This window comes from Microbacterium sp. JB110 (assembly GCF_003335195.1).
In the GTDB taxonomy this organism is placed as follows: Bacteria; Actinomycetota; Actinomycetes; order Actinomycetales; family Microbacteriaceae; genus Microbacterium.
In genome coordinates this window covers 377228-393651 of sequence record NZ_QPGM01000001.1, presented here as the reverse complement: position 1 = coordinate 393651, position 16424 = coordinate 377228, and the positions used below count along the sequence as shown (strand labels likewise).

Genomic DNA, 16424 nt, shown 5'->3' with positions numbered 1-16424 from the left:
GGCGATGAAAGCTCTCTCCGGCCATGCAGCGGTCGTGCCGAAGACCACCACCGGCGTTGTCGAATCCATCCGCATCCTGCGGGTCAGCCGGGACTCCGCGATTCGTTCCCGCACTCGTGCGCAACTTCAGCTTCGCGATCTGCTCATCACAGCACCTGCTGAGTTGCGAGAACAGATCACCGAGCGCACCACCGCCGCGTTGATCGAGCGCTGCGCGGGCCTCCGCCCTGACCGCGACAACATCGAGGACCCATTCCATGCCACCAAATACGCGCTCCGCACGCTCGCGAAGCGAGTCCTGGACCTCACCGTCGAGATCCGTGACCTCGACGTCGTGTTGCAGGATCTTGTCGCCCGAACGACGCCCACTCTGGTCTCCAAGCTCGCGATCGGCACCGGTCACGCTGCCCAACTGCTAATCACGGCCGGGCAGAACATCGACCGGCTGCACTCCGAAGCCGTGTTCGCGCGGCTCTGTGGTGTCGCACCGATACCGGTCTCCTCCGGCAAAACCCAGCGGATGCGTCTGCACCGCGGCGGCGATCGACAAGCCAACGCCGCCCTCCACATGATCGCGGTCTGCCGACTCCGATACCACGAGCCCACGATCGCTTACGCGCAACGCAGACTCGCCGAAGGGCTCTCGAAAAAGGACGTCCTCCGGTGCCTCAAACGCTTCATCGCCCGTGAGGTCTACCACGACCTGAAAACCGACCTCGGACTCACTTGACTTCTATAGGTCCGTCGTTCGGTGTCTCACCCATGCGGGTACTGACGCGGCTGCGCGCCGAGAAGTTCGCTGAGTTGCTGCACATGACGGGGTGGAGTGTCCAACGATGTTCGGAGGCGGTGGGGTGGCCGGATGCGAGTCACGCCGCGAGGATGATGAAACGCATCTACGGCCTCACGCCAACGCAGTACCGGACGGCAGCGCGGGCGCGTCCGCACCTCTGATGCCCGTGTAGGTCATCGCCCGAGTCCGTGCCCGGAGTCTCGGTCTGTGTGACGGTCCGCTTCATGTTCGATCGAGCGCAGCTGTTCTTGCCGTTGTGCCTGTGCACGTGCGACGGCTTCCGCGTCAGCGTGCCGTTGCCGGATTAGGGCTGCGGACTGACTTGGTGGGAGCGCTTCGATCTGGGCCAGGTGTTCGCGGAGCTCGCTCGTGCGCTCTTGCCAGTGATCCCGGTACCTCGCGACTCCGCCGTGGTGCGCCTGTCCGGGGAGATAGTGCTGGAAGACGTCACCTGTGAGCTGGGCGCGATCGCGCAACTGTCTTCCGACCGCGCTGGAGCGGGCTGTGCGTGCCTGTTCAAGGGCATCGGATGCTTCAACTACCTGCGGAATCACTGCCGTCTGCCGTTGGGTGACCTCCTGTGTCCACTGTTCAAGGTCACGGCCGGCTCGTGGTTCGGACCCCCACCGGTCCCGGATATCCCGTCGGGCCTGCTCACGTACGGTCGCTGCGGTATTGAGTGTCTTTGCGGTGGATCGTTTCTTGAACCTGCCCGCCGCCCGGTGCGCGGCGGCGGCACGCTCTGCTTCCGCCGCATGGTCGAGGTAGACGGTGCCGTCCCGCTCAGCGTCCACCAGCAGTGACGGCATCACCGTATCGAGGACATGCGCGAGCCGTGTTTCTGCCTCAGCGATCTGCGGGTCGAGTTCTTCACGTTCGGCGTGCTGCTCCTGCACCTGCCGTTCAAGCAAGGAAACGGCTCGCTCCCATCTCGCTGCTTCCTGCTCTGCATGCTGGATCGCTTCGGTGAGGCGTTCGCGCTCGGCGTTCACGAACGCTACGGGTCCGTTGGTGATGAGTCCGTTGACGGCTTCTCGCGCATCCTGGGTGGCGGCGGCGAGTCCTCGGTCTGCCCGGTCACGTTCGATGGCTTGCACGAACTGTGCCCGTGCGTCGTCGGGGTCGGTGGCGGTGATGTGGAGGGTGTTCGTCCCTCGTCCTCGGGTCATCCCGACGTAGGTCCCTGCGCCATCGAGCCCATCCCCGAGCACCGTATGCGAGGCGTCGGTGGTGGTGCCTTGCACCCCGTAGGCAGTGGACGCGTATGCCAGGTGCGCATGCTCTTTCACATAGTCGGCGGGAAGCCGCACGGTCTGCTGTCGTTTCCGGTCGGTGCCGTTCTCGACCGCGAACACGGTGCCGTTGTCGGTGACGTGTTGCATGGTGAACGTCTGCCGGTTCGCCACCCCAATGGCGCTGTCGTTCTTCCGGACCTGGATCACGTCACCGGCACCGATATCGAGCCCGTCACTGCCGGTTACGGTGCGGGTGTGGTCGAGTACGCCCCGTTCGAGACGTGCTGCTTGGATGCGGGCGTTGAGTTCTCGTGCTTCCTCATTCGTCGCCACCGTCACCGCATCACCTGGCGTAGTAGCCGCTGCGATGTGCGCGCGCAGCGCATCCTCCGAATCGTGGAGGTGCACGAGCCCCATCTCCTGCAACCGGTCGAACAGCGCAGCGGGATCAGCGCCGTCGCGCAGTTGCAGCGTCAGGGCTGCGTATGCGGGGTCGGTGAAGCGATGCAGCCCGGTCATATCCAACGTGATGCCGCGTATCTGCGCAGCAATGTCGATGACGCCACCGCGTCCGACGGCGGGAAGCTGTGCGCGGTCACCGACGAGCGCAACCGTCGCACCTGCTTCGGCGGTCACGGTGAACAGGGCGATGGCGGTGTCCTGGTCGAGCATCCCCGCCTCATCCACCACCACCCGCTCACCGGGAGCAAGCCGAGCATGCTCGGGAGGCTCGTCGAAGGTTCGCCCGCTATCGGGATCGGTGTCACCCGCTGTGAGACGCGTCCAGACGCCATCGGCGTTCCACCGGAACCCGTGCGAATAGACCAGGGCGGCAGCGCTGTCGGCGGGGATGCCGAGCGCTTCGCCCGCGACTTGCGCGGCTTTCTTCGTCGGAGCGACCACCCGTGTCCGTCTGCCGTCGGTGGCTGCGGCGTCGATGGCGGGGCGCAGCATCGTTGTCTTCCCTGAGCCTGCTGCTCCTTCCACGATGACGAGCGGATCGGTCGATGCAATGGCTGCGGCGGCCTGCAACTGGTCAGCATCCAGTCTCTGCGCAGACGACAGTGCCGCAACCCCTGAATGCTGCACTCCCCGTTCGGGTCTTGCGGCGGTGAGGAGGTCGCACAGCCGAGCCTCGGCCTGCACAACGCGGACGCTCGTGAGGTGCGCAACATGATCCGGGCGTGCAGCATGCTCGGGCAGGATCGAGAAGCAATCGGACACCGCCAGCTCGGTTGCGAGGTGCACGAACTCCCGCAGCTCCACCGGCGACGCACTGACACCGTGCTCGGTGGTGATCCGGGTGACGTGCTCCCGCACCTGGTGCGGCGTCCACGCCGACGAGCCGGCGGCGCACCGATCCAACGCGCGTGACGCCACTTCCTGGATCGAGAGGTCATCGAGCCCCACGGTCGGGCGCTGTGCCGCTTTCGTAAGGCTGTCGGGATCGTATCCGGCGTCGGCGAGTTCGGCCCTCCAACCGGCCTCTGTCGCCAGCACGGAGGGCTTCTTGCCCGGACGCTCGTGCGCCCAAGCCTTGTGCAGCAAGCGCGCCCGGATGATGGGGCCTGCGGTCTCGCCGCGGTGCGCAGTTTCCCATTCGGCTTCGAACCTGTCGAGATTGCGCTCGACCTGGCGGGCGCGCTTCGACATCACATGGTTGAACGGCTGCAACTCCACCACCTCGCCCGTCACCGGATCGAGGGTGAGACCCTTCCGGTCAAGTACATCGGCAAGCTGCGGGTGTGCGGCGATGATGGCGGTGCCGAGGGCGCGGATCGCGCCTTGCTGCTTGAACAGTGCGCCGGTGTCGAGAGCACGCCATTCCCCTGCCGCCTGCACGCGGGTGCCGATCTGGAAGTGGATATGCCGGTGCGGATCACCCGCACGACTCGTCTTATGCGTCACAGCCACGGTCTGCAATGACTCGACCGACACGACCTCTTGCGCCCCGCGTGGGCCGACACGGGTGGTGGAGTTCTGTGCGAGCCACCGGCGTATCTCTGCCGTCGCATCCGCCTGCGCCACATCGAGCACCGCTGAGACTTCAGGGTGCAACGCAGCAGCGATCGAGAGTGACTTCGGAGCGTTGATGACCATCTCCGCAAACCGCGGCGACCCGCGCTTCCCGCCACCGGCCTCACGCGGCGTGCCCATCGAGGTACCGCTCGTCGGGTCGGTCCAGTCGACCCACGCCGCGTACTCATCCGCGTCGAGAGTGCGTGCGCCGATGATCTCGCCTGCCGCGTTGGTGATGGTGAAGTTCGCGAGGGCGGTTCCGGCTTCGAGGTAGTAGTCGTCTGCGGTGGCACGGTCGGACTCCAGATACCGGCGCGCAGCCGAGCCGACACCCCGGAACAGGGTGATACCGCCCTTCATCTGGTCCTCCCTCATGAGTGGTCTCATGAGGGAGGTACGCACCACGGCCCCGCCGTAGTATGCGTCCCTCACTTTGTTGCTGAGGAGTGTTTGAGCCGAGGAGCCAGGCAGTCGGGTTCTCAGGGTCGGTTCGTAGACTCGGGGGGTGCGGATTCTGGTGGAGGTAAGTGAGCGGGCTCAGGCCTGTTACGACGTGGGGTTGTCTGCCGGATTTGAGACAGCCTGGGGTCTCTCTGCGGCTGATCCCACCTTGACGCGGCTTGACGCTCAGAAGCGGGTGTCAAGCATCGACTTCGATCCGTCCTCTGAGCGGATGCGACGCGGTAACTTCTCGTCCGCACCGTGGGTGGTGTCCGCATGATCGACACAACCTCGCTGGCAGACCTCCTCATGTGCGGGCCACGGGGACGACGCCTGCTCCTCGAGTATGCGATCGCATCCGATCGCCTCCACGTCCCCGAGTACCGTGAGGACTCGTTCAACGCGGGAGTCTTTCTCGCCTCGTATCACCTTGACCCAGGCAAGGGCACATCGGTGCAGTTGATCGGCAACGTCGGTGGGGAGGTTCGGGAGGTCGCCCCCGCTGAGGTTGCAGCGCGCTTGGAAACTGTGTCGTTGGCCGAAGTGACCCCGGAACTGTTGCGTGACTGCGTCTCCGAGCCGGTCGGTTCGGCCAGGTACTGGCAGGAGGCGGACGGGAGCGACGTACTTGCGGTGTCAGATGAGTTGCAGGTTCCGCTTCGCCGCGTCGCGGAGCACATTGCCGCGTCTGCGCATGCCACGTGGTGGGGTGAGCCGGTGGCGGAGCGTTCCCAATGGCAGGTGGAGTGGGATGACGCACCAACGCACGAGATCATGGCAGACCCGATGGCATTACTCCGCAAGGTGCGGGATCAGATCGTCGAGGAAGAACTGGCTGCTCGGCGGGAGCGTCCGTCGGATGTGACCGCGAACTGGAGCGGGAACTGGTGGTCACGCCCACCGTGGGAGCTTCCCTCAACCACCAGGGCACTGTTCGACGAGAGTCCTGCCGGGTTGTGGTTCGTGGAAGACAGCCTCGGCTGGGAGCAAGCGAACACGCGGCGGCTGGGGGTACCCGCTGGGCTGCGTATCTTCGAGATTGACACCGCCGAAGCGTGGGCGGATCTATGCGCGCGGTTCCCGATCGAGGTCACCGCGCAAAAGCGTCACGACTGGTACCGCGCCACCGGGCGAGACGGTGCTTGGGTGGTCCCGGACTGGGCGAAAGTCGCCGAACACTACGACGCTGTACACCTCCAGACACAGACCTATCTCTCTGCGGCGGGAATCGCGATCCCTGTCGATGAGCAGACCGCTACCGTGATCGCGGGCTGGGACCCGGATCAGACGTTCTGGTTTACACCGAACGTGCGCTACATCGATGATCCTGTGCGGTGGGTAGTTGAAGAGAACGGTGAACGCACCGATTGGGTCAGACAGGAGAACCCAACATGATGATCGGAACACGACTGCGGCCGCGTGTCGCGCTCGGCACGGCAGCTGCCGTAGCAGCAGTGATCCTGCTGTCTGCCTGCACACCATCACCGACGACAACCTCGACCGATGCTGAGGGGAACACGGTCACCGTCGATTGGGTCGACTACCCGGCGAGTGCGGGCATCCCAGCAAGCGATGTGCTGATGCTCCCCGCTGCTGAAGAGGTTGAAGCACGGGCAGGCCAGCTCATCGTCGAAGTTCAGGACACTCTCGAAACTGAGTACGGCATCAGCGAGTGGACGGTAGAAAGCGAAAGTGGCTGGTATCCGGAGGAAGGCAACGGGTACGGCGGCAAATCGCTACTGACCACCTATAACTCTGCAATCCATGAGGTGAACGTCGAGATTCCTGTCGAACAATGGGACGCGGTCATCGACACCGTTCGACAGATCGCGGAACGGTATGAGATCACTGACCAAGCGCGTGACACCTACTTCGAGGAGTATCCCGAGTGGATGCGGGTAGGGAGCTTCCATCGCGGAGCTGAGTTCTTCGACGTCACCATCCAGGACGACACGCTCAACCCCGACTACCAGGCGGGCGAGAGCGACGACGAACTCGTGGCGGGCGTTTCCTTGTTTTATGGGATCACGACGATCAGCGAAACAGATCGTGCCGAGTTCATCCGCCGCGCAACCCCTTTCGAGGGAATCAAGATGCCTGAGGCAACGACTTCCGACTGACACTCACGCACGCTCATGCCACCGTGGCCCCACCGTGCGGCCTGGGGTTTGCTGTCTAAGGGGTGAACCGCAGTGCCATCGATTCGGTGGGACTGCCTGATCCGGGAGAGTCTGTCGCTGAGCCGTATCACGGTGGTGCCGATTCGGCTCCACCGTCTCATCTGGGATGAAACAGTTCTGTGGTGAACCGATTTCTGCCGGTCGGGGGTGTTGAATCAACACTCCCGGTGGTTGTGAATCACGACCACCGCACCGGGTCCCCGATTGAGTTGCGTGAGCACATATAGTAGCTCATGTTTCGGGTAAATACTAGATGTTGTGGTTTGGGTGACGCACCTGTCGTGTATGAACACGATCATGCACACCACTGACACCCCATGTATTTCCCGCACCAGTCAGGTACGGATCCCACATCGGAGGCGGGCGCAATTGCCGGGCAAGCTTCCGCCAGGCTTCGACCCGGAGGCGTTCGTTCGGGAGGCGTGTGAGCGGTCGGGGGTGTCTTTCGCCGTTACTGACCCGGTCGCGCTTTCAAAGCTCCGTGTGCTCACCAAACCCGAAGCTTGACCCCGCCGTGCTCTCGATGCAGCGCTTCCGGGGATCGCCTGTATGCGCTGCGCTCTTTGTGTCAGGCTTTGAAGGTGATCTGCACTCGTTCGGGCCTGAATCTTGCGCCACCGTTGGGGAGGGGCAGGATCACGAGGGTGTCGACGAGGGCGGCGATGATGGCGCGTTTCTGTGGGATCGACCACTCCGACGCCCACGCTTCCCGCAGCGCAGTCTCGTCGCCGATGGGGATGCCCTTCAATGCTGCGGACTTGCTGGTACGCCCGAGGAGTCGTTCCGCTTCGGTGATGGAGTGTTGTGCTGCGGTTTTCGCGGCGTGGAGTTCTGCGCGGGTGAGGAGGCCTGCTCCGTAGTCGCGGGCCATGTCCTCCATCCGCTGCCTCGCAGCAGTGATCTGGGCCATCGCTGTTGCGACTCCGCCGTCTTCACCCGGTGCTATATCGGGGAGAGTGGTTGCGGCGAGGCGGAGGATGATCGACTCCGTAACGACCGCTTCGACACCTGCGGCGCTGGCTGAGAGTCCGCCGCGTTCCGGGCGACCTGGGAGCGGGAGACACCGGTAGAAGTGCTGCTTCGATGGGGCAGTCTGCCCGGTGCGCCAGCCACCGGTGACGAGAGTATTGCCGCACTTCCCGCAGGAGATGATCCCGGCAAGGAGACTCTTCGCTGATCGACCGACCCTGCGGTCGGGGTTTGCGAACACGGCGCGGATGCGTTCGGTTTCTTCCGGGGTGATGATCGCTTCCCAGTTCCCCGGCCCCAGGATCGCCCGCCCACCGGGTTTCTCACCCCCACGCGGCGCGTCAGGGTCGTAGGCACGCTGCCCCGAGATGCGTGCGGAGCAGAGGATCGACTTCACCGTTGATGCGTGCCACACATTCAAGCGACTCTTCCCCTTCGACGGCGGCACCGGGCCACCGTCGCGGTTGAGCCACATCGTGATCTGCCGCACCGACTGACCCGCAAGGAACCTGTCCGCCATCTCATGAATCACAGCGGCTTCTTCAGGGATGAGGACACCGCCGAGCCCGTACCCGTACTTCGGGGCACCATGCCACTCACCCCGCTCCGCCTTCTGCCTATTCGCACGACGAATGCGGTCGGCTTTATGCCCCGACTCATACGACGCGATCGCGACCAACTGGCGGGCCATCAACCGGCCCTCGTGCGCGTTCAGATCGAACGCGCCACCTTTGACGGTATCGATGCGGATCGGATGCGACTCCACGAGATCGATGAGATCTTCCAACTCGCGCGGCTTCCGATAAAGCCGATCCACATGCCACGCCACGATCCGAGTGGGACCGAGCTTCACCCGTTCAAGGAGATCGAGGTAGCCGGGGCGTTTCTTGTTTCCATACGCGGAGATATCGTTATCCATAAACACGGCAGGGTTTTCCACACTGAGCCGGTGGCAAAGGTCGAGGCAGTCCTGCCGCTGCCGCTCAACCCCGGCCTCCGCGCCCGTGCGATCCTCGCTGATGCGCAGATAGACGATCACCTGCTCCATGCTGTCGTTGATATTCGTGCCGTTCATGACGACCTCCATTCACCTGGTAGGTACGTCGGTCAAACCCGACACGTCGACAAGACCACCTTCGTGCCGGCGCTGGTGGCGAACCTGCTCGCGCCGCGCGCCTCCGGCCGCGTGATCGTCACGCAGCCGCGCCGGGTCGCCGTGCGTGCAGCGGCGCGCCGGCTCTCAGAACTCGACGGCACGCCGCTCGGCGATGCCGCCGGGTTCTCGGTGCGCGGTGAGAGCAGCGTCGGCGCGGACACGCGTGTGGAGATGGTCACTCCCGGCGTGCTGCTGCGGCGTCTGCTCGCCGACCCGGCGCTCGACGGGGTCGCCGCTGTGGTGCTCGACGAAGTGCACGAGCGCTCCGTCGACGGTGATCTGCTGCTCGGCATGCTCGCCGAGGTGCGTGAGCTGCGCGACGACCTTGTGCTGGTCGCCATGTCAGCGACACTCGATGCCGACGCTGTCGCCTCGGTCATCGCACCGGACGGCTCGGCGCCGATCGTCGATATTCCGTCCCCGCTGCATCCGCTCACCGTCGACTACGCCCCGCAATCTGCACCGCGCATGAATACGCGCGGGGTGACGCGAGACTTCCTCGACCATGTCGCGGCGGTCGCCGTCGCCGGTCAGGCGACTGCCGCCGCCGACGCGCTCGTGTTCGTGCCGTCGGCGCGCGACGTCGACGAGGTGGTGCGCAGGATCCGCAGCCGCGCCTCCGGCGTGGAGACTCTTCCCCTGCACGGCCGACTGCCCGCCCGGGATCAGGACCGCGCCACGCGCGGTCGCGCGTCGCCAGGCGATGCACCGCGCATCGTCGTGAGCACGTCGCTGGCGGAGAGCTCTCTCACCGTGCCCGGTGTGCGGCTGGTCGTCGATGCGGGTCTCTCCCGTGAGCCGCGGCGCGATGCCGCCCGCGCCATGTCCGGCTTGGTCACCGTGAGCGCGTCGCGCGCCAGTGCGGAGCAGCGTGCCGGACGCGCCGCCCGACAGGGACCAGGCAGGGCGATCCGCGTCTACAGCGAAGCGGACCACGCCAGGATGCCCGCACTCGCCACCCCCGAGATCCAATCGGCCGATCTCACCGACGCCGCTCTTCTCCTCGCAGCGTGGGGGACGCCGTCGGCTGTCGGCCTGCGGCTGATCACTCCCCCACCCACCGCTGCCATGGCCGACGCCGTGGCGACGTTGCGCGCACTGGAGCTCGTCGATGATGCCGGGCGCATCACACCGCTCGGCGTACGCGTCTCCCGGCTTCCCACCGGACCGCGCGAGGGACGAGCGCTCCTGGCCGCGACGGCGATGGACATCGACACCCGAACCGCCGCCGACACCGTCGCGGCCCTCAGCGGAGGCCTCCGTGACGACGGCGCCGATCTCGTGCGCCTCATCCGCGAGCTCGGTGCCGACCGTGCAGCGGGAAGCTCCAGGTGGCGCACCGATGCGCGTCGCCTCGCGCGCGCCGTCTCCGCTGTGAAACCCGCAGACTCGCACGGTCCTGGCGCCGCAACCGCATCATCCGGAGCCCCGGGTGTCATCGTGGCGCTCGCACGCCCCGAGTGGGTCGCCCGCCGCGTCGGACCCGGTTCGCGATCGTACGTCTTCGCCTCGGGAACCAGAGCCGCGCTCCCCGAGGGCAGCCCGCTCGCGGTATCGGAGTGGATCGCCGCGTGGGATGTGCAGCGCGCCTCCGGACGGATCGCCGACGACACCGGCGCGGTGATCCGGCTCGCCGCACCCTTGGACGAAGAGGGCGCGCGCCGCGCCGCCGCCGGGCTGCTCAGGCGCGAGCGCATCTCACGTCTCGAGGGCGGTCGCGTTCGGGTGCGCGACATCGAGCGGCTCGGGGCGATCGTGCTGTCGTCGACGCCCGTCGCCGCGACCTCGGCGGACACTGGGCCCGCCCTCATCGCGCATGTGCGGGACACCGGGATCGACGCACTGCCGTGGTCCGCCGCCGCGTCGAGCCTTCGCGCCCGCCTGTCGCTGCTGCACCGCGAGCTCGGTTCCCCGTGGCCCGACGTACGCTCTGACGCGCTGCTTGCGCGGCTCGACGACTGGCTGGCGCCCATGATCGGGGCGGCCGGAGCATCCGTGAGAGGAATCGACACGCTCCAAGCGCTGCGCGGCATGCTGCCGTGGCCGAATGCCGCACGTCTCGACGAACTGGCCCCGGAGAGCCTCGACGTGCCATCAGGCAACCGCGTCCGGATCGCCTATCCGGAGCCGGATGATCCGGATGGCCGGCCCGTTGTGGCCGTCAAGCTCCAGGAGGTGTTCGGGTGGGCGCAGACGCCGAGGCTGCTAGACGGTCGCGTGCCCGTGCTGTTCCACCTGCTCTCCCCCGCGCGGCACCCGCTCGCGGTCACCGACGACCTCGCGGCCTTCTGGGACGGCGCCTACCGCGACGTCCGCAAGGAGATGCGCGGCCGGTACCCGAAGCATCCGTGGCCGGAGGACCCGTGGACGGCGCAGGCCACGGCGCGCACCACACGCGCGCTGCGGCGGTGAGACCCCCGTGATGATCCTCGGATGATCGAGCGGATCATCCGGCCGTATCGGGCGCCTTGTGGCGGAATGTGCCGCCGCTCACTTCCCTCCGGGGGGACCGAGCACGAGCAGAATGACATAGAGCGCCACAACGGCGACCGCGATGAGCGCCACGAGAACCCACGCATGACGGAGGAACCATCGCATGGTGCGGTCGTACCAGGTGCGATCCTGCGGGTGTTCGCTCTGCTCGAGGCGCCAGTCGCCGGTGAGCCGAACAGTGCGGTGCAGCCATATCTCCATCGGAATCGTCGCGTACGGGATGACTGCACTGACGACCGCCAGCGCACCGACACCGATCGACCACCGCTGGTTGAACGCCACGAGGATCGCCGTCGCGCCGTACGCGAGGAACACGAACCCGTGAATGCCGCCGCCGATGGTCACCACGACGCCAGGGGCACCGACGGCACGGGCGATCAGCGCCGCGATCAGAATCGTCCACGTGATCGCCTCAGCGACCGCGAGGACTCGGTACAGGCGGGCAGGCGTTCGGAACACAGCACTCCTCGGATCGACTCCCGCCAGCCTATGCGACACCATTCCGGCCAAACGCTGAGGAGGCTACGCTCCCGCGTGCCCCGTCACGGTGCTCGGATGCGGGCGGCGTCGCCGCGCGATGCAGCACGTATCCCCAGGTGGCGAGCGCCAGCAGCGGGCCCCACAACCAGAACGGAAGCACGAGCACGAGTGCGAGTTCGCCCACGGCGACCGCGCCGCTCTGCGCGAAGGTCATCAGCAGAGCCTCCGCGCCTCCGGCGGTGAACAGCACGGACACGATCGACGCGGGCACCACCGCCAGGGCGACGGGAACGGGGCGACCGCCGATGCGCGGGAGCCAGCGCGGCAGGCGCGACCCCCATGGCAGGATCAGACCGAGCGTGAGCACACCTCCGGCGAGCACGGCGGCACCGAGCATCAAGCCGGTCGCCAGGACGGTGGAGCCGTATTCCTCGATCGCGGAGCCGCCGAACAACGGCCACGGCGTGAGCCAGCTGGCACGCGCGATCACGTAGGGCAATGCGCAGCAGGCCGCGAGCACGGTGATCACGATGCGGTGACGCGAGACGAATGCGCCGAACCGGCCGGGGTCGCGCGTCAGCAGCAGTGCCCCGCACAGGATCCAGACACCGGCGAACAGCGTGCTCAGCACGGTGGCGGAAAGCTCAACGAGGTCGTCGACGAATGCGACCGCGGCCATTTCGTAGAACTGAGGGATCGGCGTCGGGCCGAAGAACACGAACGCCAGCAGCGCGAGCACCGCCGCGACGACGATGCCGCCGATCAGTGGTCGCCGGCAGGCGAAGATCACCGTGATGATGACGAGCACTGGCAGGGTGGAGGCGAGAAGGTAGCCGGCCGTCGCGATGCCGTTGAAGCCGACGAAGCCGACCGCCGTGATGCCGCCGCACACGATTCCGATGACCGCGAGCAGCGCTCCGGGACGCATCAGGCCGAACAGGGCGGCGATGCCGACCGCCGAGGCGACCACGCCGATCGCGGCCTGCACGGCGGCCGCGATCACCGGGCCGGCGCCGGCGGTCCCGGTGAGCAGCTGCACCGGCGCGGGAGAATCCGCATAGGGACCGAGCTGCGGGGCGACCAACCAGACAAGCGCTGCGGCGAGCATGATGACCGCGATCACGGTGCCTGCCCAGAGTGATGCGCGGGTACCAGGCGGATTCGGACGGAGGGAAGAGCGTGTGAGTTGTGAGGTCATGCCAACACGATCCCGCCGCGCACTGCCTCAGGTCTTCACTCCGGCGGGCGGGAAGGACTCACCCGGGCGGATGATCTTCCGCGCCACCTGCGCCGCGAAGATTGCCGTCGCCTGGCCGCACCATGCCGTTCTCGTACGCCCAGATCACCACGTGGATCCGGTCGGGCAGGCCGAGGCCGGAGAGCACGGCTCGCACGTGCGTCTTCACCGTGTTCCCCGTGAGAAACAACCGGGCCCCGATGTCGGCGTTGGAAGCGCCGCGGGCGAGGAGCCCGAAGACCTCCCGTTCACGGGGGCTGAGTGAGGCCAGAGGGTCTCCGGATGGCAGAATCTGACGCCGAACGTGCTGCAGCAGTGCGGCTGCCGCCCTCGGCGCGACCGCGGCGTCACCCTCGGCCACACGGCAGACGGCATCGGCCAGAGCCGCCGGTCGGGTGTCCTTCGTCAGGAAGCCGCTGGCACCTGCGCGCACCGCTGCGAACACGTACTCGTCGAGGTCGAACGTGGTCAGGATGAGAACGCGCGTGGTCGGGCTGACGTGCAGCACCTCGGCGGTCGCGGAGATGCCGTCCATCCCCGGCATCCGCACGTCCATCAGCACCACGTCGACGTGATGCGCTCGTACGTACTCCACCGCACTCGCGCCGTCGCCGACGCCGCCGGTCACTCTGATCCGCGGGTCTGCGCCCAGCACCGTGGAGAGCGCATCGCGGAGCAGTTCCTGGTCGTCCGCGAGCAGCACAGACACCGACGCAGTCACGACGACGCCTCGATGGGGAGCACGGCGTGCACGCGCCAGCCGACGCTGCGCCGGATCTCCAGAGTGCCGCCTGCGCGTTCGACCCGCTCGGCCATGCCGATCAGCCCCGTCCCGCCGCGAGGCGCACCGGTGTGCGGGTCTGTTCCCTGCCCTCCGTCATCCGTCACGGTCACCGCTACCTCGCGCTCCCGCCATTCGACGTCGACCTCGATGCTCAGCGGCGCCGTCAGATGACGGATGGCGTTCGTGAGTGCCTCCTGGGTCATGCGATACGCGGCAAGCCCCGCGTCGGGGGCGAGCGGTCTCGGCTCTCCCCGCACCGCGAGGGCGATCGTGTGCTCTGCGCTTCGGGCGCGAGCGACCAGTGCGGGAACACCGTCGATTCCCTGAACCGGTTCCAGCGGCTGCGATTCTGGGTTGCCGAGCACTCCGAGCATGCCGCGCAGCCCCTGCATCGCAGAACGCCCCGTCTCGGCCACCCGCTCCAGCTCACCATCCGAACCGGGAGTGCCCGCCGTCAATCGCGCCGCCTCCGCCTGCGCGATCATCACGGAAAGCGAGTGCGCCACGATGTCGTGCAGGTCGCGCCCGATCCGGTTCCGCTCCTCCGCCAGAGCGAGTCGAATCCGCTCTTCGGCTCGCTCGGCCGCTGCAAGACGACGCAGCCTGGAGAGCGCGCCGAGGGCCCAGGCTGCGACGATCCCTGCCACGAGTGCGCCGCCTTCCACGAGCAGCATCAGCGGCTCCGGGCCATCCTGCCGCAGCGCATCCACTGTCGTGATGAGCCCGGCTCCCGTGACCCCAACGGCCAACGCGCCGAACGAGCGGCGCGTGCCGCCATCCGACGCCATCTTCCACACCAGCAGAAGGTAGGCGACGCATGACGGCAACATGGCCGCGCTCGAGTAGCCGGGGATCGTGGTGAATGCGAAGACGAGCATCAGGGCAGAGCCTGCGACGAAGGCGACGACGGGAGTCCATCGGCTGAGGAACCCCGCGGCATGCAGCAGCACGGAGACCACAGAGAGCCAGGCGACGAGCCCTCCGTCGACCGGAATCCCCGGAGCCTGCAGCAAGGTCACCACCGTGAGCGGCAATGCGATGACGGTGATGACCGCGGCGGACACCAGCACTCCGTTGCCATCGATCCGGGCATCGGGCTTGGCGACCTCCCCCATGATGTCCATCCGTCCAGTGTCCCGCGACACCCCGGCGAATGCATCACCCGTCCGAGTGACTGCGGCGGGCGCTGCTCTGAGGCGCATGGATGCAGGCTGGCCCGTTCCTCTTCGGAGCGCGGCTTCTTCCCGTCCAGTGCCGTCGACCTGCGTTCACCTCCCGCGTGTGAAGCGCCTCCACCATCCGGACCGCACCGCTGGCGTCGTCCCGTCCCCGCTGTCGGGCCTCGTGCCGCGCGCTTCGACAGCGCCGACAGAGCGCTGTGCCCGTCGTTCCCGCCACGCGGACACGTCGGCATCGACGTCATGCGTGGGCGTCACGACGGGCGGCCCTCCCTCGAGCTGAAGTCGGGCATGGCGGACACGGGAGTTGAAGTCATCGAGATGCGCGCGCACGTCTGACTCCCGCGAGAGTTCGTCGAGGGTCGCGTCCATGGCACGGTGCTCATTGCGCAGCTGGATCGCGGGAGGCGCGATACCGCTCAATCCCTCGTTCTCGATCTTCCGCCGGATCCACCAGTTCGGGTCGCTCGATCCGTCGAGTCCTTCGAGCGGCTTGCCAGCACCCGGCAGGTCGTCGAACTCGCCCCGGCGGATCGCCAACTGGATCGCCGTCTCGACGGCCGCCCAGCGCTGCTCCTGCGTCGCCCATTGCGGTGATCCCGCCCCTGCGCGTTCACCCTCCGCGCCTAGCTCTTCCTCGCCCATGTCTTGTTCTGCGCGGTACCTCGCCGCGTCGGCTCTCGGATCGGACATGTCGCCACCTCCGCCGCCAGAATACGCCGCACGGACCGCCGGGCGCCGGAGTCGCCTGGCGCGCGAAAGGCCGGATGTGCCGAAGCGATGCCCCGGCCCATCCGGCCTCCACGGTTGAATCAGGCGGCGGCAGCGCGCAGATCCTCCGCAGCGGCAGCAACATCGTCGGCTCCGTAGATCGCGCCCCCGGCGACGGCGATCATCGCTCCAGCGCTCTTCACATCGGCGATCGATCCCGAATTCACTCCCCCGGCGACGGAGAACGGCACTCCGCAGGCTTCACCGGCCTCGAGCAGACCGCTCAGCGAGTAGCCCTCCTGCGCCTGCTCGTCGAGCCCCGCGTGCATCTCGACGAACTCGGCACCGAGTGCGACGGCTTCCTTGGCGCGAGTCGCCTTGTCCTGTACGCCGATGAGGTCGATGACGACGCCCTTGCCGTGCTCCTTCGCCGCCGATACGGCGCCGGCGATCGTGCTGTCGTCCGCGACGCCCAGCACCGTGACCAGGTCGGCCCCTGCGGCGAATGCGATGTCGGCTTCGAGCGCTCCGGCGTCCATCGTCTTCAGGTCGGCGAGAACGATCTTGTCGGGGTGCGCCTCCTTCATCGCCGTGATGGCCGGCAGTCCCTCCGCCTTGATCAGCGGTGTGCCGAGTTCCAGCACGTCCACGTGCGGCGCCGCCGATGCGGCGAGCTCGAGCGCGTGCTCGATCGTGAGGGTGTCAATGGCGAACTGAATCTTCATGGTGTCTTCCTTCGTCGTCGTTC

At 67.0% G+C, this 16424-nt stretch carries 13 protein-coding genes; 5 read left to right on the top strand and 8 right to left on the bottom strand.

Translation table 11 applies throughout. The features are described 5' to 3' along the window. The first annotated feature begins 4 nt into the window (after window positions 1-4). The gene (locus CIK77_RS01815) at window positions 5-730 is read left to right on the top strand and encodes a transposase (RefSeq protein ID WP_249268627.1); all 726 of its coding nucleotides are present in this window, start codon (window positions 5-7) and stop codon (window positions 728-730) included. Next, entirely contained in the window at window positions 727-954 is a 228-nt protein-coding gene (locus tag CIK77_RS18270) for a helix-turn-helix domain-containing protein (protein WP_442326749.1), read from the top strand. Before CIK77_RS01815 ends, CIK77_RS18270 begins: the two co-directional genes overlap by 4 nt. 12 nt (window positions 955-966) lie before the next feature. On the opposite strand, the gene mobF is transcribed toward CIK77_RS18270, so the two are convergent. Beyond that, complete coding sequence (mobF, locus tag CIK77_RS01805) at window positions 967-4407, bottom strand: MobF family relaxase (RefSeq protein WP_087055727.1); 3441 nt, start codon at window positions 4405-4407, stop codon at window positions 967-969. 534 nt (window positions 4408-4941) lie between these two features. Here mobF and CIK77_RS01800 point away from each other — a divergent pair. Beyond that, a complete protein-coding gene (locus CIK77_RS01800; RefSeq protein WP_258861435.1) occupies window positions 4942-5883 on the top strand; it encodes a hypothetical protein in 942 nt (313 codons plus the stop codon). Then, window positions 5880-6608, top strand: a complete 729-nt coding sequence (locus CIK77_RS01795) for a hypothetical protein (protein ID WP_087055409.1) — start codon at window positions 5880-5882, stop codon at window positions 6606-6608. Before CIK77_RS01800 ends, CIK77_RS01795 begins: the two co-directional genes overlap by 4 nt. A 628-nt stretch (window positions 6609-7236) precedes the next feature. On the opposite strand, the gene CIK77_RS01790 is transcribed toward CIK77_RS01795, so the two are convergent. Then, window positions 7237-8712, bottom strand: a complete 1476-nt coding sequence (locus CIK77_RS01790; RefSeq protein ID WP_087055729.1) for a recombinase family protein — start codon at window positions 8710-8712, stop codon at window positions 7237-7239. 63 nt (window positions 8713-8775) lie between these two features. On the opposite strand from CIK77_RS01790, the gene hrpB reads away from it, so the two are divergent. Next, complete coding sequence (gene hrpB, locus CIK77_RS01785) at window positions 8776-11205, top strand: ATP-dependent helicase HrpB (RefSeq protein ID WP_249268628.1); 2430 nt, start codon at window positions 8776-8778, stop codon at window positions 11203-11205. Between the two features lie 78 nt (window positions 11206-11283). Here the strand turns inward: hrpB and CIK77_RS01780 are convergent, their stop codons facing one another. The 6 genes from CIK77_RS01780 to hxlA all read right to left on the bottom strand — a co-directional run bounded on the left by CIK77_RS01780 (window position 11284) and on the right by hxlA (window position 16401). Next, complete coding sequence (locus tag CIK77_RS01780) at window positions 11284-11745, bottom strand: DUF3817 domain-containing protein (RefSeq protein WP_087055410.1); 462 nt, start codon at window positions 11743-11745, stop codon at window positions 11284-11286. Window positions 11746-11773: 28 nt separating this feature from the next. Continuing rightward, window positions 11774-12964, bottom strand: a complete 1191-nt coding sequence (locus CIK77_RS01775) for a hypothetical protein (RefSeq protein WP_140403545.1) — start codon at window positions 12962-12964, stop codon at window positions 11774-11776. Window positions 12965-13022: 58 nt separating this feature from the next. Next, on the bottom strand, window positions 13023-13724 hold the full coding sequence (locus CIK77_RS01770) for a response regulator transcription factor (protein WP_087055412.1): 702 nt from the start codon (window positions 13722-13724) through the stop codon (window positions 13023-13025). Next, window positions 13721-14911, bottom strand: coding sequence for a sensor histidine kinase (locus CIK77_RS01765; RefSeq protein ID WP_170934171.1), 1191 nt, complete (start codon window positions 14909-14911; stop codon window positions 13721-13723). Before CIK77_RS01765 ends, CIK77_RS01770 begins: the two co-directional genes overlap by 4 nt. Window positions 14912-15055: 144 nt before the next feature. Continuing rightward, window positions 15056-15658: a J-domain-containing protein gene (locus tag CIK77_RS01760; RefSeq protein WP_087055414.1), complete on the bottom strand. Its 603-nt coding sequence runs from the start codon at window positions 15656-15658 to the stop codon at window positions 15056-15058. A gap of 119 nt (window positions 15659-15777) precedes the next feature. Then, window positions 15778-16401, bottom strand: a complete 624-nt coding sequence (gene hxlA, locus CIK77_RS01755) for a 3-hexulose-6-phosphate synthase (RefSeq protein ID WP_087055415.1) — start codon at window positions 16399-16401, stop codon at window positions 15778-15780. Between the last annotated feature and the right edge of the window lie 23 nt (window positions 16402-16424).